We start from the raw sequence: 23361 nt of genomic DNA, 5'->3' as shown, positions 1-23361 counted from the left end.
ATGCACCTCAATTGTTAGATTTTCACTTTGTATATAGCTGTTTAAAATCAGACGGTGTCATACCTGTATGCTTCTTAAACAATTCACTGAAATGCCGTCTGTCTTCGTATCCAAGCGCCTGAGCGATCTCTTGCACCTGCTTGCCTTCCAGCAGCATCGCCTTCGTCTGCTCCATCCGTTCTGTTGTTACAAATTGGGTAACGGTCATCCCTGTAACTTTCTTGAACAGATTGGCAAAATAACTGCCGCTCAAATAAACCAATTTGGCATAATCGTTCACCGTCATGTTGGAAGACACATTCTGCCGGATATGCGCAATGACTTGCTCGACAACTTGATTGACATCTTCAACATGGCGTTTTTGTATGAACTCACAACCCAACCTGCATAATTCCTTAATGTTCTCTTGAAGTTCCTTTAACTTATACGTTGATAGATTCTTAATGTGATACTGATAACGCTCAATCCCTTCCATCTCGTCACGCGTTAGCTTTTCAGAGAAGACGCGGTTGATCAGAAAGGCCAGCTCATCACACATTCCTTTGACTACTTCTGGAGCCGGAGGGGTTGATGCATGGACGGTTTCCTCAAACAGCTCGTCCACAATGCTGCACGCTTTCGGCAAGTTTCCCGACCTTAAGCAGTAAAAAAGCTCTTTCTCCTTTTCAGGGGAGTAGCGAGGCAAAGTTTGATGAACTGGGCTCAAATCTCGGTAATTGTAAACGGTATTGCCGCCTGTATAAAAATTATAGGAGATGGCAGCGAACGCCTGAGAATAGGAGTATGAGATCTGATGAATCTCCTGCACTTCTTCCCCAAGCCCAATGGAAATGGTATATCGGGAATATTTATTGACATTCTCACGGCATCTTTCCGCAATAGCTTCTGCATGGAAGGAATCCGAAGGATTGAATATCGCCACGTACCGATTCGTATGATCCCGGAAAACAAAACCTTTGGTATGCTCCCGCAAGCTTTCCTCCAAAATATTGTGAACGGTAAACCGGATGAGTTCTACCTCCTGTACAGGCAGTGTATCGGTTTGCTCCGTGAATTGATCGATTTCTGTCAGCATAACAACAAAACGCTCACGCTCAAGTCCAATATTTAAAAAATCCCAACGTTTTTGCGCTTGTTCAGGCGTTGTTCGGAACTGAAGCAGCAGCTGAAAATATTCCTGCCTCAGGAATGGCAAACTTTCCCGAAGCTTTCTTTCCATCTCACGGTAACGCTGCGTTTCATGCATTTCCTCATCGATCGACTGCTTCGCTTTTAAAACGACGTCGATAATTTTTTGCGGAGTATACGGTTTTACAATATAATCGAACGCACCTAATCGAAGCGCCTCTTGGGCGTATTCAAAATCGGTATAGCCGCTTAAAAAGACGATTTTCGTTCGTGGAAACCATGCCAGAATCTGTCTCGTCATCTCCAAGCCGTCTATTTTGGGCATTCGGATATCGGTCAGAACAATATGTGGCTCCGTTTGTTTGATCAGTTCTATACCCTGCTCACCATTGCTGGCTGTACCTGCGATGCCAATACCGTATGACGCCCAATCGATTTGGTTGGCAATGCCCTGCACAACGGTTCTGATATCGTCGATTACACACATTCTAAGTTCAGTCGTCATTGTTTGATCACTCGCCTGTCAATGGGATAGTTAGTTTCACCGTGGTGGAGACAAAAGGCTTGCTGCTCAGACAAATATCTGCTTGATTGCCGTAGTAAAGTCGCAGGCGCCCATACACATTACGGAGCGCGTAGCTTTTGGCAGCTGATTGCTCCCTGCGCATATCGCTGTCAACAGAAGGGACGTCCATGCCTTCTCCGTTATCCTCCACTTGAAGGACCAGATGATCCTCAGAACTTGAAATGGATATCTGAATTTTCCCCTTACCATCCATACTTTGAAACCCATGCAAGATGGAATTTTCCACTAAGGGCTGCAAAATAATTTTCAAAACGGGAATATCTTGCAAGGACTCATCCTCTAACTCAATCGAATATTCAAATAAATCTTCATAACATTTCTGCTGCAGGATTAAATATTGCCTTACGTGATCAATCTCCTTGGCTAACGTAGTCATCTCGTTCCCGCCATTCAGACCAAACTGGAACAAGAGAGACAGCGACGTAATCATCTCCGTGACATCCCGATTTTGAGACGTTTCCGACTTCCAAATGATCGTGTTCAGCGTGTTATACAGAAAATGTGGATCAATTTGCGCTTGAAGGGCTTTTACCTCCATCTTGCGTTTCTCGTACTCGGCTTCCTTAACATCCTCAATGAGTGAAGAAATTTCCTCCAGCATACGGTTAAATTTCAACCCGACCTGCGTCACCTCATCTTCGTACTTGCTGGTGAAACGCACATCCAGTTGATTCTGTTCGACTTTTTTCATTAACCCTTGAAGTTTGTGCAGAGGCTTCAGTAGAAAACTCGATATGACATTGGATAGCACGAATGCCAAAACGGCACAGCACAGCATAATCCAGAGTGTAATTGTTTTGATCCGATTCACTTGATGAAGCAAATCCGACTGTGTTTGTACACTGACCATCATCCAATCGTCCGCCATCGTGAGCCTTGAATAATTGACTAAATGCTTCTTACCTGCAATGTCATGTTTGAAAAACCCACGATCATGATTCTGCAACTGCGCTATGAAAGAAGAGTCACTTTGAAAGGGAGGTGTCTGGCTGCTTAACGGAAGTACCGTTTCACCGTTGCTTGATATGAGATAGTAGTTTGTAGACTTATCCAACAGACCATCCGTAACAACACTGCTAATGGCATCTTCTTTCACATTAACGACAACATAGACATCACGAACATCCGCTTCCGTGACTGGCTTCATGATCAACGAAATAACTCTCGCTTTACCTAAAAAAAGCGGATCCTCATGATCTTTCAGCCATACTACACGTTCTGTTGTGTTCAGATACTCGGAGAATATCGTATCCTTGAACCGAACCTGTCCATTACGAAGATCATTCGTCGCATACATATCGCCAACAGGCGTGTAGATTAATACGGATTGAATGGAGGGCTCAATAAGTTTCATTTGCGCTAGTGGCGTTTGCAAAGAGGATAACCGTGTATAATAAGAGGCCGAATTATTCGCAAAGACATCCTCCATGGCGTTCTTGAATGGATCACTCAGCATCATCGAGGAGGTCGAGATAATGATATGCCTGAACTTTTCATCAAGCACACGCGCAGATTTATTTAATGTATTTTGGCTGGAAATGAACGCTTCACTTTCTGTGGATCGAAAAGCAATCCAATAGGACATGATGCCCGTCAGGGCAATGGAGGCGACGGTCAGCATCAATACTGAGATTCTTAATCGCCGGCGGAGCGATAGCCGATAAAACCATTGATTCAAGCTGACTCCCCCTTCTCCCGCAAATAATAAGGAAGAGACGCGCTGCTTTTATGCCGCGCGCCCCCTTCCTATTGTATCCATTAAGCCTTCTGCCTATTTGGCAAGGCTTCCTTGCATTTTACCTGGATCAAAGTTCGGATCCGCCTTCAACTTCGTTTCTCCCGCGGCACGCGCTTTCTCCAATGCCGTATTATAGCGAGTGCTCAAATCATTCATAAGCTTGTCCACATCTCCGCCTTCAAGCATATATTTAATAATGACATTCCCAAATTTCAGTCCTTCAACCTTCGTTTCTGCCACGCCAGTCGGAGAAGTTGCATATAACGCGTCGAATTTCGTTGGCAAGAAACCTTCAATACCTGGCATAGCTGGCTTTTGCGCAACAGCATTCACATCCGGTACAATCGAGATCCCAAAACCTTTTTCTTGATATGACTTCTGGAAGTCCAGATTATAGATGTATTCTAAAAACTTCCAAGCTTTATCTTTGTTCGGCGTTTCTTTGTTTATACCAATATAATTCCCCGTATTGTAAACGGCAACAGATCCTGTTTGTTTCCCGTCAACTGTTGGAGGCAATGCCGCGCTCCAGTTAACTTTTGTCGGGAATTGACTTTGGTACACGGCAGGTTCACCAGAGTGGTTAAAATACATACCGATTTTTCCAGCCGCGAATTGGGCACGAAGCGGATCAATATCGAGAGATTCAACACCTGGCAACATGCTGCCGTCCTGTTTCATTTGTCGAAGCGCTTCAACAATCGGCTTGTAAGCAGCAAAATCGTACTGACCCGTTTTGTAATTGTAGCCATCTAATACGGACGTTCCGCTAAATGTTCCGATCGGGTTGGCAATCCGTGTGAAAGCAGAGCTTGGATTTTTGAAGTTCTCGGCAAAACCGTATGCTCCGATATCTTTGCCAGCTTCGGTAATTTTCTTGGCATCTTCAACCATTTCCTGAACCGTTCTTGGCGGTTCTGTGATTCCAGCTTTTTTGAATAGATCTACGTTATAGATTAATCTCCAATATTGCCCTGTATTCGGAAGCGAATACACTTTTCCGTCGACCATATTGCTCTCTTCGACAAGTAAATTGCCATACCGTTTTTTCATCTCATCGGTCATCAAATCATTCAGCGGCAATAGATAGCCTTTCTTCACAAATCCGGCGAAATCGTTGGTCCGAAAAATATCAGGTGATTGTTTACTTGCAAAAGCAATATCGACCGACTGATTGAAGTTATCAGCCATAACCGTCATCTCAACTTCAATGTTGTCTTTGTTCGTTTCATTAAATTTCTTAATAACTTCCTTCATATAATCCGCGTCATGACGGTCAATCGTCCAGTAAGTAAGCTTCGTCTTCGGACCGCTTACTGCAGATGAAGAAGTTGCACTAGCACTCGTGTTCGTAGGCTGATCCGTTTGTCCACCGCATGCTGCAAGTGAAGCTACCATTGTTGCGCCAAGCAGCGTACTCATTACTATCTTTTTACTCATGTCGTTAAACCCTCCTGTTTTCTCTTCCTGTAGTTGGATGCATGTTTCATGTAACTGTTTTCATGATAACCGCATATCAACCGGAACCGTGAATGACAAATCAACTTTCAAGGTGGGGGAAAATAACTCTGTTGTATGCTTCGGTAGGGCTATCCTTTTACGCTCCCAGCCGTTACTTGGATGAACGACTTATTCGCTAAGATATACACGACTAGGATTGGAAGGAATGACAAGCACGCGCCAGCCATCATGAGATGAGCCTCTGCAGCGGCGCCAATACCGTAGCGCAAATTAGCAAGACCAACGGTCAGTGTTTGTAGTTTCGGATTCGTCATGGTGAAAACCAATGGCAATATATATTCATTCCACGCCCCTCGGAACGTGAACAAGGCAGTAACCCCTAGTGCAGGACGCAATAACGGTAGAATAATCCGCCAGTAAACCGTAAAGAAATTACAGCCATCGATATAGGCAGCCTCGTCAAGATCCTTAGGAATCGCCTTGAAAAAGCCGATCAGCATAAAATAAATCACCGCATGCGAGCTAATGAGGATGATGATGACACCCCAAAGTGATTTGTTTAAACCAAGCTTAACCATGAGATTAAACTGCGGCATTAAAACAACAGCACCAATGGAAATAAACATTGTACTCGCTTGTAAAGACACATACAAGCGCTTCCCAGGGAATTTCGTTCTGTCCACCGCATAAGCGGACATCGTTGCAACGAGCAGCGTTCCGATCGTTACGATGATGCTGATAAAGAGGCTATTCCACGTAAACTGGGCAAAGTTAGCCTGCTTCCAGGCCGTTGCGTAGTTGGAGAACTTCCAAACGGAAGGTAATAACGTAGCTCCAGTTGTTAACTCTGCATTCGTTTTGACAGAGCCCAACATCGCCATAATAATGGGGAATATCGTAAAAAAGGCAATTGCTATCAAAAATATCCATTTGATACTATGCCCAATAATTCGGTTGCCCAGGAAGCCACCTGATTTCATACTTGTCATCCTTGTATACCCTCCTTTGTTAATCCTGATTCAATCGTTTGGACATCCTGAAATATGCAATCGTAATTAGTCCGACAATGAGTGCTGTTACGAAACCAGCAGCGCTACCGTAACCAATCTGCTGTACCGTCGGGGAAGTTGCTGAGACTGGGAAAAACAGCTTGTACACATACAGATACATGACATCAGTTTTGCCGAAAGGTCCACCCTCGGTCATAACCATAATACTTTCATACCCTTTAAGAGAGTTAATAATAGCGAGCATAACGATCATCTGCAGGACAGGTCCGAGCATCGGGATCGTAATGTACCAAAACTTTTGAACCACATTCGCTCCATCTATGGATGCACTTTCGTATAGATCATCTGGAATTCCTTGCAATCCGGCTATGAACAGAAGCATATAGTTACCGATCGCTCCCCATATCGCCATTATAATAACGGTTATCATGGCATAATCCGGCCCCAGCCAATCGATCGATTTGGAGATTAGGCCATATTTGAGCAAGAATTGATTGAGAAGTCCGTTATACGAATTGAAAATAGTGAAAAAGACGATAGCCATGACGGATGTGCTTATAATCGTCGGCATGAAATACACGGCTCTTAGCAGCACTCTTCCTTTGATTCCCCGATTGAGAATAACAGCAAGGATAAGTGAAAGCGGCAGAACAATAATTAGCTTGCCACCCGCATAAATGAACGTGTTGTACACGGAGTGCCAATACTCTGTATCCCGCAGCAATCTTGTAAAGTTATCAATACCGATGAATTTCTCTTCCCCATACCCCTGATAGTCGTAAAACATATAACGAAGCGCCCAAATAAGCGGATATATGCCTAGCGCCAGAGTTAAGAATAGACTTGGAAAAATAAAAACATAGGAATTGAAGAGGGAATTCCTTTTGCGCATGTGTCATCTTCTCCTTAAACTGAAATTGTGGTTTAAGCATAGTACAACCGCGCTTCAAGGCGGGAGTGGTAATTCAACTGTGTCCGTATGACAAATCAACTATCTTCCTCATAGGAGGATGCACGAGGAGATACGGATGAAATGCAAATTGGCCCCAAAGTGATTTGGGGCCTTGTCGGCATGTAAATTTAGTTGAAATGGATCATAAATGTCTTGATCTCATAAGGTTTCATCTGAACACTTATGAGATCGTCATACCGCTGCTCTCCTTCAGGTCGTTCGAGCAGGTCACACTCCTGCCAGGACACGATCCTGACGTCGCTTGTAATCTCCAACGGTCCGCATATGCCCGCGAACTCATGAATACGCAAAATGACGGCGTCCTGATCCTCTGCTGCTTTAACCGCGTCAATCATGACATGCTCACAGGATAGACGGAACATACTGAATGAAGCTTTCTCAGGCGTTCCAGACGCATACGTAAGTGGATTATTCAGCGCGTAGGCGGATTGCATCGTTTTGCCGTCATACCAATCTCCAGCATGCGGTAGCAGCGAATACGTAAAGTGATGCTCACCAATATCCGCCGTAGGGTCCGGAACCATCGCAGACTTGATTAGCGTTAATCTCATCACATTGTCCTTGATGTCATACCCATATTTGCAATCGTTCAGAAGGCTGACGCCATATCCTCGTTCCGACAAATCAGCCCACTGATGACCAACAGACTCAAAGCGTGCATAGTCCCAGCTCGTATTCCAATGCGTAGGACGTTTCACGTTGCCGAATTGGATATCGTATGTCGCTTCCGTGGCCCGAATTCGCACGGGAAATGCTACTTTTAACAGTTTACGCGGCTCGTGCCAATTGACCTGTGTCTTGAAATCGATTCTGCGATTATGCGCATAGAGCACCATATCTTGCACAACAGTAGAGTCCATATAAGACCACTCAAAGCGGACAATCGCCGCCAAGGCACCCGTGTCTGTCACTTCCATGCGGGTCACGCAGGAAACTTCCTGCTTTTTCTCCGTATAAAAAATGTCAATATCCCAAGCCTCGTGCCGACCTTTCGGCTTATCTTCAAACACTTCGAATCGGTTGCCGGTCTGACCCTCAGAGATAACTTCCCGCTTCTCAGTCCGATCGTAGAGTCGTTCAATCTGTCCACTGGCATTCCATTCAATTTCGTAGAAAGGGGTTATTATCCCCTGAGGCAACTTCATGAATGGATTTTCTTTTACCTTTTGCATAAACGTATCCGCTTGATCGGCTTGACGAATCACCGTGTATCCCATCGATGGAATCTTCTCCACCTTAACCAACTGGCTACCCTCGACTAGCTGTGTCTCCAACGGACAATTTTGAGCATCCAACCACAGTTCTTCAATACCGGCTTCACTTTGGGGCAAGCATACGATATCCGTCTGCTCCCACGGCGAACTGTTGAACACCAACATTCCACTTCCCTGCTTGCCATCTGTCAAATACGATGCGGATTGTTTCCACACGTTATCTCCAATAGCATGCGCTTCGCTGTATTCAACCCTGCTGTCCTCATAGACTTCACGAATCGACGAACCTGGGATAATGTCATGGAACTGGTTTCGCAAAATAATTTTCCAGCCTTCATAGAGAAGACGTGAACTTTCGCCGTTCGCTGCCTGTGCGCTGGCATTCAATAAACTGCTCATGACTTGCAGCCATTCCGTTTCTCTATATAGCAGCTCTAACTTACGATTCATAAGCTTATTATAAGCTTGACTTGTATAGGTACCACGGTGTAACTCCAGATACAATTCACCATCCCAAGTGTGTACGTAGGACTTTGAATTTGAGACCTCTTGCTGCAATTTGTCAAAATAGGTGTCAGCGCGCCCCGTCTTCACCGCGGGAATGCCAGGTATTTGATCCAGCCTGCGTCTCATCTCCAGCATTTCCCGATTGACACCGCCTCCGCCATCGCCAAAGCCATATGCCAGCAGTAAATTCGAGTTAAGCGCCTTATCCCGATAGGCGTCCCAAATACCTTGCACCGAAGATGGCGTAACTTTCCCGTTGTACGTATAGTAGAAAGCTCCTTCACTGGAGCCGGGATCCGGCGTCGTAATGAAATGAGTCAGTACTTCCGTTCCATCAATCCCTCTCCACATAAATGTGTCGTGAGGCATCCGATTATATTGATTCCAGCTGATTTTCGTCGTCATGAAAGATTCAATGCCGGACTTCCGCAAAATTTGCGGCAACGCCCAGCTATAACCAAACACATCAGGCAACCACAAATACTTGCATTCCACACCAAATTCCTCGCGGAAAAATCGGGTGCCGTATAATAGCTGCCGCACAAGCGATTCGCCAGACGCTAGGTTGCAGTCCGCCTCGAGCCACATCGCACCTCCAGCTTCCCATCGTCCTTCTTTGACACGTTCCTTGATTTGCTCATAAATATCCGGATAATCCGACTTGATATACTCATACAGCTGTGGCTGTGTTTGTAAGAAAATGTACTCCGGGTACTGTTCCATTAAACGGAGCACAGTTGAAAAGGATCTCGCTGCTTTTTCCCTCGTATGCTTCAACTGCCAGAGCCAAGCGACGTCGATATGCGTGTGTCCTATGCATTGAACAACAACAGCATGCAACTTCGGCATTGATGTCAGTGCCATTTGCAATTGTGCCTGAGCACTCGCCACGGAGTTGTAGAAAGCATCGCTCCCTGGCCTCGACCAATCGAGCAGGAGGAAAGCTTGATCCAACATAGTCAGCAGTTCGTGCCGTTCCAGACGGCGTTCATCCAAAATCCGAATCGTTTCCAGCAATGCCTTGGCTGTGTAGTACAGATCATCGCAAGCTTCATCCAGCCAACCTACAGTCGCCAATTCTAGCTTGCTTTCCATCTCACGTAAGCTCTGATAACCTCCTAATCCAGACCACAAGCGGAAGCGAAGCTTCACCTCGGAACCAATCGATGCTTCTGGGAAAAACACTTCGTCATGATTCGAGTCAACGCCCTGATACGGCTCCCCGTTCAAAAAAAGAAGCGATTCGAAACCGCTGTTCGTTCCTTCACCAGTCTGTCCAAGCTTAAACCGACCGAGCACCTTCTTTCTTTTCCACTCGGCAGGAATAAACAGATCCGCAGCTAACCAATAGTACACATCCCGGCCTTTCCAACGGTCTCCGATTCGAATTGAATCCCACTCGCCGTCTTCGGAAGGATAGGCTCCAATGACGCCATCGGCATCAAGTTTGATCCGAAACGTATCTATAACCTTTTCACCACGATAGCGATAAGGTTCTAATTCATGAATTCGCGCTTGCAACTTCTCCACTGTCCAAAACATCACAATACTCCCTTCAATCCAGGTTATGAATATTTTAAGGGATAACTGCCTTTAGACGTGATGGGTAAATGGATGATTCATACGGGGTAAAATCATTTTTTTATTTCCATGCTATTGTCCATTGAAGCTAAAGGAAGTTCTATTTCAACCGTAGTCCCCTGCTTTATTTTGCTTAGAATCGTCAATTTGCCTCCATGCCCTTCAACAATTCGCTTGCAAACCATTAATCCTAAACCGGTTCCATTAGCCTTTGTGGTGTAAAACGGCTCCCCTAACTGCGTTAATCGTTCCTCAGAAATCCCTATTCCTTGATCTTTGACACTAATAACCAAAGACTGTTGGGAAGAAATTCTGAATGAGATGTGAATCACTCCCCCACTATCCATCGACTCAATCGCATTCTTCAACACATTTATTAACACTTGTTTGATTTGATCCGGATTACAATAGATGACCGGGATTTCTTGATCCAATTCCAATTGAATTTGAACGTTATACAAATGAGCATGCGGTTGTAAAAAACCAATGACACTTTGAACAAGCTCTAGAACCTTACTCTCTATGTAGTAATTCAGATGTGGCTTTGCTAGGGTCATAAATTCATTGACGACATAATTAATATGTTCAAGCTCTTCCATCATCACATCAACGTAGTCTGTATTTCTAGTTTTTAATAATTGTACGAATCCCTTCAAGGAAGTCAAAGGATTCCGAATATCATGGGCGATACCAGCAGCCAATTGACCAATGAGCGATAGTTTCTCTGATCTTATAATCGCTTCTTCGGACTTTTTACGCTCCGTGAGATCACGAATTACGCTCTGTACAACCGGATTTCCCATATCTTTATAGATATATATGGAGGACATTTCTGCATCAAAGATAGTGCCGTCTAACTTGCGCATCTTTCTCTCAAAAAATTCACTATAGTTATCCTGATCCATCTGCATTACCTGCTGAAGCCGCGCAGCAATGAGGTTTTTATCCGCTGCGCAGAAAAAATCATAGATGGATTTCCCTTTGAAATCGTCTGATGAAGCACCGCCAAAAAGTTTACTGCAAGCATCATTCACAAACTGAATGAACCCGTCCTTGTGTAGCGCAATGGGTTCTGGGTTAAGTTTGAGCAACTTTCTAAACTGTTTTTCCCTTTCAAAAAGCTCCTCTTCTGCTTTTTTCCTTTCACTAATGTCCCTTTCCACACCGACAAATCCAATAACTAAACCATCGTTATTTTTCACAGGTGAAACGGTAACACTCGCATAAAAGGTAGATCCATCTTTTCTAAGTTTTATCGCTTCGAAATTCTTGATTGGCTCGCCGTTTATTAATGATTGATAGAGTTGAAGCGCATCTGCTCTATCCTGCTCTAGCACCATCGGCAATATGGTCCCGATAACTTCATCCCTCGTCCAGCCATGTAACTCTTCAAATTTCTTATTCACCTCTAACACAGCACCATTTACATCAACAATTACAATACCATCGGAAGTTAAGTTCATTAAGGAATCTATTAAGTATTCTTTCAGTCTCATGTGCGAACGTCCCCTAATAAATATGATTTAGCTTTTATTCGTCTCCTTTTGGAAAAATCCTTTTATTCAACGTCCAAGACCTCAAACGAAATCATGTAGACGCCAAAAAGCCATAGACCAACATCGTCTATGGCTTTATTATATCTACTAGTTAGATATCTTTCTATCTCCAACGAAGTGTTCAACTGCTCTTGTAAGTTACCTCCACCATTAAAAGAAATCGTCCCGATTTTCTCGCAAATCATTGCTACTTGTTGGCTACCGTTAGCGCTGAGATCGTCCACGCTGTCGATACGCCACGCATTCCGACACGACCTAGTAGAAACGCATTCGGATCCTTCCAAGTTAAGATAGGTTTCGGACTATCATCGGAGAAAACTTCAATGGTTGGCCCTTTTAGTTTCACTGAGATGTGGTGTGTTTGTCCGGGTTTAAAAGCATGAGCGCTGGATATCGCTTCCACGGTATTTTCATAGTTCACACGCCGCAGCAGTAATTTGTCACTCCGAAAAGCAAGCGTATAGCCCATGAAAGCATCCTTGACCTGATCCTTAAAATCTGACTCGTTCGTCGTCCGTAGCAGGACACCTGCTTCATCAGACGTTGTTGCTTTGAGCGTCACATCGAAGCTTACGGTATAATCCATCCAACCGGGTTCACCTCCGAATCGATTGACAAGGCCAACGGCCGTCGGCTTAATGACCGTCTGCTCTGGCACAGCTACCGCTCGACTAGCTTCGATGTATCGAAGCGTGACTTCTCCCTTCGCCCCGCGCAGTGACAGCCATTGTGTTCCCGCCCTCAGCTCGAACTCACCAAGCGGTATCTTTGTCCACGCCGCATCGTCTGCGAATAAAGACGCGTCCAGCTTGATAGACTTGGTCGTGCCATTTACGATGAACCTCAACGTTGAGCCCGACGAGGATTTCGCTGCGTTAACGGAAAACAAATAGCTGCCACCCTCGCGAACGTTGATCGGAAAGTTGAGACCATCTTCCTTTTTTGAAAGGACGACAACATCACTGCCATCAGGCGTTAAGCCCGATTGGATAACTGGACTGCCTTCCACTTCAGCATGAACAGCTTCCAACGTACCGGGCAAGGGTTTGATCCCATGCGTATCACTGCTCCCATTCGCTTCATTCGAGAAGGCTGTGTAGTGCAGATCAGGCTTGGCCCCTTGCGGCCACGCATAGCCAATTCGGCCAGCTTTGCTAGCCATTGCGGCATGCTCGATCTTCAAAAGTCCGTCCCAATAGAGCATCGTACTCGATCTGCTTGACTCAATCCGGATCGTATGAACCTTTGTTAAATCCGTCCCTTTCGGCAGCGGCTTCGTCGCAACAACCGTTTCGACGCTATTCACTCGGTCAATTAGGGCAAGCTCCAAAGTCGTTTTGTTGATACGTGCCCTTCGGAAATTTCCCGCATCCTTATAAGCGAATATGGCATCCAGCGAAGAATTCAGTCCATCACTTTCCGCTTCATTCCATTTGAAATTGTATTCGGCCGTGTACGGACTGCCTGTAGCTGCTCTTGTCAACAAAGTCTCCGTACCTCCTGCTTGGCTCATCTGCTCCCATTTGTCAGCAGCTGGCGCAGCACCCGGAACGTCGTGAAACACCGGCATTCTTGGTGCTTCCTGTGGGGAGCCGTTTGTCGGACCGAGGACAGACATCTTGTCACCGTTGAACACGAGCCGATCCAGGTTTAGTTTACGAACAGGCGGTCCTTCTGCAGAACGTCCGACTAGGTTATGGTAGACCATATAATACGAATCTAGATCAGGACCCATGACTGTCGCACTGTGTCCAAGACCATTGAAATCATTGGCTGTGGAAATTAGAATCGGATTATTCTCAGGGATTGTATAGGTACCAATCGGGGATGTATGATTGACCCCATAGTTGACACGGTAGCCTTTGCTAAAAACATGATTGCCTGTGTATGTGATAAAATATCGTCCAGCTCGCTTGATGATCATCGAACCTTCGGTCCAATGCCCGAGTGTGGCGTTCAACTGCTGACCCTCTTCAATCGTATAGGGATCCGTCATCAAGCTTGCCATAATACCGTTCAACTTGGCGTGCGTGAAATACCATTTCTCATCGTCGTCAATAAATACAGAGCCATCGATTGTTAGGCCAAGATTCTCCGTCTTCTGTACGAACGGACCAGTCGGCTTATCACTTTGCAGGACGTAATGTCCCTTGCCCGCAGGTGAAGTGTACATATAGAACGCACCGTTCCAATAAACGACCTCGGGTGCATACGCACCTTCACTGATCGCCTCCTCGGTTACCAAGCCTTCATAGCGCCAGTTCACAAGATCGTCCGAGCTCCATGCTTTCACGCCGACTCTTCGATCCTTCGTGCTGCAATACAAATAATATTTGCCGTCAAAACGAAGAACATAAGGATCTCCGATCCCGTAATCCTCCCATTCCTGGTCCAATACGAACGGATTCTGGTACGTCTGACTTAAGGATATACCCATCCTCTCCGTCCCTTTCTTTCCCCAGAGCTGAGGCATAATCGTAATCGTCACAATCGCCGAAAGTAGCACACAAACAACGATAATCCATCTCCATGCGTTCTTAACTTGTATCATCCGATTATCCCTTTTAGCGAGTGATTTCCAGTACGTAAACAGACGTTGCCTTCAACACACAGTTCACTTGGGCGTTCACAATAGCAACGTTCCATGCTTCACAGACCACTGCCTCCGGGTGGTGCACATCATTGAAAGCCTCCGCATGTTCCCCTGTTAATGCTATTAGACGAGCTGTGCCCGACGTTACAAATCCATCCAGATGTACGTCCGTTACTATATCATCGAGACTTCGATTAACAATAAAAGTCGTTAGTTTATCTCCGTCAATACTTTTGCAGGCTACAACGTCCAAATTCGGTAGATCCACTAGCTTAGGTGATGTAGGTACAAGGCTATTCACGCTAAAGCTGCCGCATTCGATATGACTCTGAACGACATAGCCCAAATCTCTGTTTGCGTACATCTTCATGACATAATAGGTTGGCGTGCCATATACGGTTAAAGCGTTCTCCGTTCTTCCTGAGGACTTACCTCGAAACTGATCCGCGTAGAAATCTCCTACTCGAATACACCCGCCAAGCCAGCCATTGACTAAATCGGAGAAGCTGCCGATCTCGAGGAGATCGCAATTTCGAATAAATTCATTCAAATTCGCTGCATTCGCCGCAGCTGCTTCAAGGGTGTGTTCATTCGGAAGCCCCTTGCGGATCGTATTCGGATAGTACATCGTGTTATATTCCGTGATCGCCAATTTTAGATGCGTATAGCGCGAATCGGAGTTAATTAACTCTCTCACTTGTCGTACAGATTCCCGTGTCCATTCTGGATAGGAAAGGATCGCTTTATACCGCTCTTCTTTCGGCGTACGATCATTCATCCCAAATCGGTTGTAGCCGTGATACAAATGCAATGTTAAATAATCCATATGCTCTGCAGCGCGCGCTAGCAGGATCTGGTTCCAATCTTGCTTGTCATCACCACAAGCAAGCAGCTTAATCTCAGGATCGATGGCCTTCATCGCTTGGGCGAATCGCACGTAACGATCTGCGAATTGCTCTGCACTGCAATGCCCAACTTGCCAAGGTCCCCAGACTTCGTTGCCAATCTCCCAGTACTTCACACCATACGGTTCAGCGTGCCCATTCGCAGCCCGCAGTTTTCCCATCGGTGTATCCAAACCGCCATTACAATACTCCACCCATTCGGCTGCTTCTTCAGGTGTACCGGAACCATCATTCACACAAATCAGCGGTTCCACTTGCAAGTCACGGCAAAACTCGATAAACTCGTCTGTACCAAAATACTTATTCGTCCAACCTCCCCATGCTTCGTTAATCACACAAGGACGCTCGTATACAGGACCAATCGCCTGCTGCCAGTGATAAGCACTAATATAATTCCCTGCAAGCCGCATCATACCCGCGTTCAAGTCCCTCGTCATCTCCACAACTTCCTTGCGAACATTGCCAATACTGTCAGATGGAAGCAGCGAAATATGATCCAGCCAAAGCATCCCTGTAGACACATGATCCCTCCAGCGTTCATGCTCCGCAGAAACATAAATCCTGAACTCTGCTTGCTCACAAATTCGACTGACTTTGATACGAGATGCATATTGCTTCCAGTTATGACTTTCAATCTCGATGCCGCTAGACCCCAGCACTTCTCCACTTGATGCGTCCACGATCTCTGCGGTAAGGAACTTAATTTCAATAGAAGCTCTAGCATATAGAACTAATTCGTAGCCTTGCCGATCTTCTTTTACAGCAATCGCTTGACGGATGCCTGCGTAGGCCTCGTCATCGCTATATATACGTATCAGTTGGCTATGCCCGGAGTGATAGGTAGCAGCAGGTTCGAGCGCAAATACCGTGCTTTTCCCATTCGTGAATGGTCGCCAGTTTCCAGACAGCCCCCTATACAATACATCGTTGCTTTCAAAGTCCATATCCGACAGCGGATACGCCAACATCGCATCCATATGATCACGAATATCTTCCACAAAATGGCCGAATACATACGGATTAATTCTGTCTTTACCGACATGATTCGTATTCACTTGAATCTTCGCTTTTGCTCCCATGAACATAACGCTTCCTTCCATTCTTATCCTTTTAGTGAACCAATCATAACGCCTTTCACAAAATGCTTTTGTACAAAAGGATACATCAGTAATACGGGTAGGCTGGAAATAATAATGACGACATATTTGATGCTTTCAGCCAATAGAATTTTGGATTCAAGACCTACACTGCTGTCCACAACATCCGCCTGACTGACCATCAGCACTTCACGCAACACTAGTTGTAACGGGTATAAATCTTTGCTGCGAATATAAATCAAAGCATTAAAGAACGAGTTCCAGTGACCGACCGCATAAAATAGGACCATTACCGCCATAATCGGCTTCGATAACGGTAATATCACATGAGTTAACAATTTCCAGTTCGAACAACCGTCCATATGGGCCGCTTCTTGGATCTCCCACGGGATGTTCGATTGAAAATAGGTTCTCATGACAATCAAATTATAGGTGGCAATCGCTCCGGGGATGACTAGCGCCCACATCGTATCCACCATGCCTAAATTTTTCACGAGGAGATAAGACGGGATCAGTCCCCCACTGAAAAACATCGTTAGCGTGATAAATACCATGAATATTCCCCGCCCAGGAAGGTCAGGTCTCGACAGCGGATAGGCCGCTAATGTCGTCATAATCAAATTGATAATCGTCCCTACTGCCGTGTACAAAATGGTATTTCCGTATCCGTTCCATATTTGCTCGTTTTGAAAGACGTTCCGATATGCCTCTAGGGTGATCTGTTTCGGCAGCAAAATCACATCCCCATTCAGGACCAACGAAGGGTCACTGAAGGAGGCACTCACGATAAATAGGAGCGGGTACAGGACCACCACGACGATAAGGAAGGCTAATCCGTTAACTACGGCATCGAATACTTTCTCATCCGACTTCCTTTTCTTAAGCATTTGTTCCTGCATCACAGGTCCCTCCTCACCAAAGACTAGTCTCCGCCTTTTTACGGGCAAAGCGATTCACGAGTAATAATAATACCAAGTTAATGACAGAGTTAAACAAGCCAATAGCTGCCGTATAGCTGTATTCGCCTTTTAAAATACCTGTTGAGTACACGAAAGTGGAAATCACATCACTGGAATCTAAGTTCAAATTATTTTGCATCAGCAAAATTTTCTCAAAACCTACATTCATGAAATGACCGACATCCAAAATAAGCAAAATGACGATGACTGGAAGAATGCCGGGTATCGATACATGCCAAATGCGCCGCATCCGGCTGGCTCCATCCATCTTAGCCGCTTCATACAGCTGCGGATTGACTCCGGCAAGCGCTGCAATATAGATAATGGATTGCCACCCCATATTTTGCCATATATTCGAGCTAATGAAGATCGGCTTGAACCACGCTGCCGAATCGAGAAATCGAACTGGATCTCCGCCCAACGCCTCAATAATGGCATTCAAAGGACCACCACGCGGAGATAAGAACAACATTAGCATCCCTACCATGACGACGATGGAGATGAAATGTGGGATATACGTAATGTTTTGCACAATTTTACTGAATGACTTATTACGAATTTCGGTAACGATTAAGGCAAGAAGAATAGGGATTGGAAAAGCAAATAATAAAGAGAACAAGTTAATTGAGATCGTGTTCCATAACAACCGCCAGAAATAATACGATTCTACGAATCGCTGGAAATGATCGAGACCTACCCATGCGCTTCCGCTAATCCCTTTCGCCGGACTGAAGTTTTTGAAAGCAATTTGCAAACCATATAAGGGGCCATAATGGAATACTAGGTACCATACAAGGGGAATGAGGAGCATCAAGTAGAGATCATAGCGAGTACTTATCGCTTTAAAGAGGCTGGAGCGCCTCAATTTGGTTCGAGACGCAACGCCTGCTGTTTTTGCTGTATTGTTCATCTGTAGCCCTCCAGCCGCCAGTCGTGCTTATTTTTGCCCTTTGAGGTTATCATAGGCAACCTGATACAGCTTCTGCAGTTCATCGATTTTCATTTTCTTTAATGTATTCTGAAACTCTGCCCACTTATCAAAGCTAAGGGCGCCAGCAATAAATTTCGTGCTCTGCTCTTCGTAATATTTATCAATGTCGTTGCGAAGGATATTAATCTGTTGCGCTGTTTGCTCATCGAACATCGGCGCTGCATAGCGAATCTTCGGCATGAACGGATCAAGCTTCTTCTGTGCTTCTTGAACCTGCGGTGGATTAATGTAAGAAGCAACCTTTTCACTGATGAGATGCGGTGCTCCGCCCCCAGCATAAGGGGTAATTTTGGATTGATTGCCTGTAGCCAAGAAAGCATCCGTGTAATAAGGAATTCCATTTTTCAACTCATAATTCTCACCCTGACGACCGAAGCGCAGCATGGTGGATCCCTCGTCACTGAAGAAGTAATCAACCCAACGCATCGTTGCTTCCGGGTTCTTGTTTACCGATGTGATCGCAAATGCGCCAAAATCTCTCGGTACCGGTGAGGCTAACTGCAATCTATCTCCATGCGGTCCCTTAGGTGGTGCTATCCCGATATATTGATCTTGAACCTTCCCATCCAACATGGGATTGTTCGTCTGATCGAAGAAGAACCCCGTATTTCCTGTCCCTTGCTTCGTCAGATATTGCGCTTCCTTTTGCGTAAATAGCTCTGGATCTAGCAGCTTTTCTGCATACAACTTATTCAAATACATCAGTAATTCTTTATTCCGATCGCTTCCCATCCAAATATTAACTTTGTCATTCTCTAGGTTAATGTTATAACCTAATTGGAAATCCAGACCGAATGAGCCCGCCATGATCGGTACGATGCTGAGGCCATTACGCGCCGTCATTGGAAGCTCGTCCTGCTTGCCGTTGCCATTGGGATCTTTGTCCCTGAAAGCTTTCAACACCTCATACAGCTCATCCGTCGTTTCTGGTTCCTTCAAATTCAACTTCTTCAGCCATGCTTGATTTATCCATTTTTTATCGGTTCTGGCCGAGTTAACACTCACAATACCTGGTAGGGCATAAATGTGACCTTCAGGTGTTGTAATAGCGGAACGAATCTCTGGATACGTTTCCATTAATTTTTTCAAGTTAGGTGCGTAAGCTTCTATCAGCTTCTCTAGTGGGATTAATTGACCACCAGTACCATAACGAATTGCTTCTAATTGTGTAAGACCTGAGCGGTACATCACATCAGGGAGTTCATTCGAGGCAAACAGCAAGTTCTTCTTCTCATTAAATCCATCCGTTGGTGCTTCAATAAATTCAACTTGAACATTGCTCATTTTTTCGTAGTCCTGGAACACCGGCATATCTTTGAACGGCCCATTGGTTGGTGCAATTCGTGTAAACATTTTCAACTTCAGAGGCTCTTTAACGATAGGAAAACCTGCTGCAGCCACACCTTTCGTCCCATCTGTTGGGGTTTTACCCTCATTCTCTTTACTAGATGTGTCCGAACTGCAAGCGGAAAGTGTCATACTGGAAATGACTAACGTTGATAAAAGTACGGTCCCCCAATTTCTTTTCATGCTTTTGTTCCTCCGATCAAGTTGTTTTCTCCCCTATCAAGAAAGCGTTTTCTAAGGGTTGATCTCAGTATAAGGAATAATCACTTTTCAGCGATTCAACTCTTATGACTTTTCATTCTACTTTTTTGACTGTTTTAGTTGATCCATATACACCTGAGGCGTCATACCTGTCATACTTTTAAATACTTTGAAAAAATACGTGTAACTTAAAAAACCGACCTCACTGCTGATCTGTTTCAACGCATATGTACCTGACTGCATGAGCATGCAGCTGGTTTGAATGCGAACTCGGTTCAAATACTCAGTAAATGTCATTTGCATTTCTTCTTTGAACAGTCTGCTTAAGTAGGATGCATTTAGATTAAGAGAACTCGCCATCATATCCAAAGAAATATTAGAAGCGTAGTTCTCTGCTATAAACTGCAGTGCCTTCGAAATATGGCGCGAGTAAGATCCTGCTACACGCTGTTTTTTAATAGCCTCAACAAGGCGTGCATAGTAGTTTACCATCCAAATCTCAAGCTCAGTGACACTTCCAATACGTCCAAGTTCTGCCCTTGTGGGGATATGCTCGGTATCTTCTATAACAGTCTGCGGATTATGCCGCTTCCACGCCATTTCAACAATATGAAGCATTTCACCGACTATGATTTGAACAGTCATCCCATACACAGGCTGGCTGCGAAGTTCAGCAAATATAGACATAATGAATTGGCTCACTCTTTCGCCATCCAATTGCTCCAGATATAGCAGCAACTGCTTCTGTTCCCTCATAAACAAGGAATCTTTTAAGTTGGATGCGTTCAGACCTTGATTGTGTTGGACGTTCAACTCTTGGTTCGCTTTGGTATAGCTAGAACCAATTAGTCTCAAGTTGCCACATAGTGGTCCTATGACATAAACGCATTTTAAATTAAGAAATTTCTCGAGGGAATGGGATAGTGCGCTCATCGCTTGATTTATTTGCGTCGTAACCGCATGTTCACTTCGCTCCTCTGAGGAAAACAAAATGATAAATCGTCCTTCCCCTACGTAGCCCACCGTTCGTTTCTGAACATCACCAATCGCCATCTGCATAACTTCGATCGCTTGATGCACTAAGCGATTCTTTTGTACATCGGTTAAAGACTCCGTCAATAACAGGAAGGGCACGATCTGTACAGCAGCAGATCCATAGTTAATTGAATTCATATAGAGTTGATTGTCACGTGCATAGTACTGCAGCGCTTCACTAGCATCGCCAACATCTCTAGCCAAATTGGCTACATGCTCGCGAAGAATAACCGGACTTAGGTGTTCAATCATTTTGCTCTGCGCGTTTCGAGCTTCTTCAGTCTGCAGTTCTTGGACGGCTTTATCGAGCAGAGTCAGAAGTGCTGACGCATGTAAGCGATGTTTGAGCAAGTAATCAATAGCCCCATTCATCAGACAAGTCCGAACATAATCATAGTCGTCAAAGCTGCTCAGCATGATCATTTTAACCTTTGGATATTTTCCCTTGATCTCCTGACTTAGCTCTACCCCATTCATGATCGGCATGCTCACATCCAAGATCGCGATATGCGGCGTCATCTGTTCCATCATGGCAAGTGCCATAGACCCGTTGTACGCCTCACCACATATTGTGAACCCATGCTTTTCCCAATCCAACATACTTTTCACGTCATGACGTGCCAACGCCTCATCATCAACTAATAATACTTGAAACATCATTCATCCCTCCTCAAGCAAGTGATTCTTAACCGGCAGCAACGGAAATCTAATCTGCACAGTCGTATGCGAATTTGGTTCACTATACACAAACACGCCAAAGGGTTCTCCGAACAATCGCACGATGCGTTCATGAACGTTTCGAATTCCCATACCACTGAAGCGCGTATTTGTCTGAACTTTATTCACTTCAAACAGCGCTTTTATCTGTTCCTGAGACATCCCTTTACCGTTATCTCTGACTTCAATTCTCAGCTCTTTGTTTTCTTCATATATCCGAATCAACACCACACCCTCAAATTCTGAAGCGGTTAGTCCATGAAGAATGGCATTCTCTACAAGTGGTTGCAGCATTAACTTCAGAACATTGAGCTGTAAAAGCTCTTCTTTTTCCACTTCTATATTCAAATTGAGGGGTTCTACATATTTATATTTTTCAATGGTTACGTAACTGCGGACGTACTGCAATTCTTCTTGCAGCGTAAGAAATTCATTCGTATTCCCGAGAACGCCGCGCATCAGCTCTATTAAGGATTCTGATACCTCTACAATATTCGGCACCCCGTTAATCTTGGCCAAATACTTGACCGTGTTCAGCGTGTTATAGAGGAAATGCGGACGTATTTGAGCTTGTAAAACGGCCAGTTCTGCTTCACGCTTCTCTTTCTCGGTCGTTACGATTCCTTCAAGTAAACGTTTTAGTTCTTCAACCATGCCCTTAAAAACTTGATATAGCTGCCCTATTTCATCCTTGGAATGAATTTCAACGGGTGGAAGCGTCATATTGCCTTCCATAACATGCATCATCATGGATCGTAGTCTTCGGATATTCCTTGTTATTCTGGAGGAAACTTGCAGCGTCCCAATGACAATGATTACAAAAACAATGATAGCCACGGTTGCTAGTACATTCCGAATATGGGTCGTTTCCGTCAATAGAGACTTCATTGGAACGAGTGCCACTGTGGACCATCCTGTATAGTCGGATTTCCGAGTGATTACGAGGTAAGATTGCTGGTTAATAACTCTTTCAACCGAACCGTCCGTTCCGGCCATCTGCTGATTGAATTGAATGAAGGTTTCTTTATTAAAAACACTCGATTTGGGCTCATATATGAATTCATTTTTCCTATCTACCACGTACAGCATACTATCTGATGTCGGTTTGACATCATAGATTTTCTTAATGAAATCGTCATTGAGATCGAACATCACCATACCGATTAAATTACGATTATAACGGAGTTCGCGTCCGGTAACGATGGAGTTATTGAAACCTGTTTGATGAAAATAGGCATGACCTGACCCATTTTGAAGTAATGCGTCCATCATCGGTGAGAACAACACATTCTTATCAAGCCACGGCGATCCAACGAAAAACACCTTTTGGTTCAAGCCTATGACGGCCACACGTGAAATGTAAGATTTATAAGCAATCAATGCGGACAAAAATTCCTCGATCCGCTTCTGCTCTTGAAACCATTCGTAGCTTGGTTCCTCAGTTTTGCTCAGCAACGTATCCAGGACTGTTTTATTCGTAGCCACGACCGTATTTAATCGACTAACCTCCTCCAGACGGAGATTTAATGATTCATCAGCCTGACGTATACTTTCGTTTACAGAAGTAATAGCGTTGTTCTTCACAGTTTCTCTCATATATAAATAAACAATACTTGTCACAGCAACGATCCCAATTAGCGTAACCAGACTAAATGCCACAAAGATTTTCCCTTGGATGCTTCCTGTCGGAGAAATCAACTTTCTAATGGAGAACAACTTCATGAGCTGGCGGCCCCTTCCTTTTCGTCTAACAAAAGAAAAA

14 protein-coding genes are annotated in these 23361 nt (G+C 44.7%); all 14 read right to left on the bottom strand.

The features are described from left to right. Positions 1 to 22: 22 nt before the first annotated feature. The 14 genes from HQN88_RS12665 to HQN88_RS12600 all read right to left on the bottom strand — a co-directional run bounded on the left by HQN88_RS12665 (position 23) and on the right by HQN88_RS12600 (position 23321). Positions 23 to 1633 (bottom strand): response regulator, encoded by a 1611-nt coding sequence (locus HQN88_RS12665; RefSeq protein ID WP_173111943.1) that lies wholly within the window; start codon positions 1631 to 1633, stop codon positions 23 to 25. 7 nt (positions 1634 to 1640) lie between these two features. Further along, entirely contained in the window at positions 1641 to 3392 is a 1752-nt protein-coding gene (locus HQN88_RS12660; protein ID WP_173111940.1) for a sensor histidine kinase, read from the bottom strand. 93 nt (positions 3393 to 3485) lie between these two features. Next, complete coding sequence (locus HQN88_RS12655; protein WP_173111937.1) at positions 3486 to 4892, bottom strand: ABC transporter substrate-binding protein; 1407 nt, start codon at positions 4890 to 4892, stop codon at positions 3486 to 3488. 149 nt (positions 4893 to 5041) lie between these two features. Next, entirely contained in the window at positions 5042 to 5902 is an 861-nt protein-coding gene (locus HQN88_RS12650; protein WP_173111934.1) for a carbohydrate ABC transporter permease, read from the bottom strand. 19 nt (positions 5903 to 5921) lie between these two features. Continuing rightward, on the bottom strand, positions 5922 to 6815 hold the full coding sequence (locus HQN88_RS12645; RefSeq protein WP_173111931.1) for a carbohydrate ABC transporter permease: 894 nt from the start codon (positions 6813 to 6815) through the stop codon (positions 5922 to 5924). 188 nt (positions 6816 to 7003) lie between these two features. Next, on the bottom strand, positions 7004 to 10159 hold the full coding sequence (locus HQN88_RS12640; RefSeq protein WP_173111928.1) for an alpha-mannosidase: 3156 nt from the start codon (positions 10157 to 10159) through the stop codon (positions 7004 to 7006). Between the two features lie 92 nt (positions 10160 to 10251). Further along, positions 10252 to 11694 carry a PAS domain-containing sensor histidine kinase gene (locus HQN88_RS12635; RefSeq protein ID WP_173111925.1) on the bottom strand — a complete coding sequence of 481 codons (1443 nt, stop codon included), beginning with the start codon at positions 11692 to 11694 and terminating at the stop codon, positions 10252 to 10254. Positions 11695 to 11941: 247 nt separating this feature from the next. Continuing rightward, the gene (locus tag HQN88_RS12630) at positions 11942 to 14305 is read right to left on the bottom strand and encodes a family 43 glycosylhydrolase (protein ID WP_173111922.1); all 2364 of its coding nucleotides are present in this window, start codon (positions 14303 to 14305) and stop codon (positions 11942 to 11944) included. Positions 14306 to 14318: 13 nt separating this feature from the next. After that, positions 14319 to 16331, bottom strand: a complete 2013-nt coding sequence (locus tag HQN88_RS12625) for an alpha-L-arabinofuranosidase C-terminal domain-containing protein (RefSeq protein WP_173111919.1) — start codon at positions 16329 to 16331, stop codon at positions 14319 to 14321. Between the two features lie 23 nt (positions 16332 to 16354). Beyond that, positions 16355 to 17248 (bottom strand): carbohydrate ABC transporter permease, encoded by an 894-nt coding sequence (locus tag HQN88_RS12620; RefSeq protein WP_173111916.1) that lies wholly within the window; start codon positions 17246 to 17248, stop codon positions 16355 to 16357. Between the two features lie 13 nt (positions 17249 to 17261). Further along, positions 17262 to 18218, bottom strand: a complete 957-nt coding sequence (locus tag HQN88_RS12615; RefSeq protein WP_173111913.1) for an ABC transporter permease — start codon at positions 18216 to 18218, stop codon at positions 17262 to 17264. Positions 18219 to 18245: 27 nt separating this feature from the next. Further along, positions 18246 to 19829, bottom strand: coding sequence for an extracellular solute-binding protein (locus HQN88_RS12610; protein ID WP_173111910.1), 1584 nt, complete (start codon positions 19827 to 19829; stop codon positions 18246 to 18248). Positions 19830 to 19946: 117 nt separating this feature from the next. After that, positions 19947 to 21542 (bottom strand): response regulator transcription factor, encoded by a 1596-nt coding sequence (locus HQN88_RS12605; protein ID WP_246320204.1) that lies wholly within the window; start codon positions 21540 to 21542, stop codon positions 19947 to 19949. Beyond that, positions 21543 to 23321 carry a cache domain-containing sensor histidine kinase gene (locus tag HQN88_RS12600; protein WP_173111907.1) on the bottom strand — a complete coding sequence of 593 codons (1779 nt, stop codon included), beginning with the start codon at positions 23319 to 23321 and terminating at the stop codon, positions 21543 to 21545. Positions 23322 to 23361: the final 40 nt, after the last annotated feature.

The organism is Paenibacillus qinlingensis, assembly GCF_013204845.1.
GTDB lineage: Bacteria > Bacillota > Bacilli > Paenibacillales > NBRC-103111 > Paenibacillus_E > Paenibacillus_E qinlingensis.
This window is presented reverse-complemented; position numbering and strand designations above follow the sequence as displayed.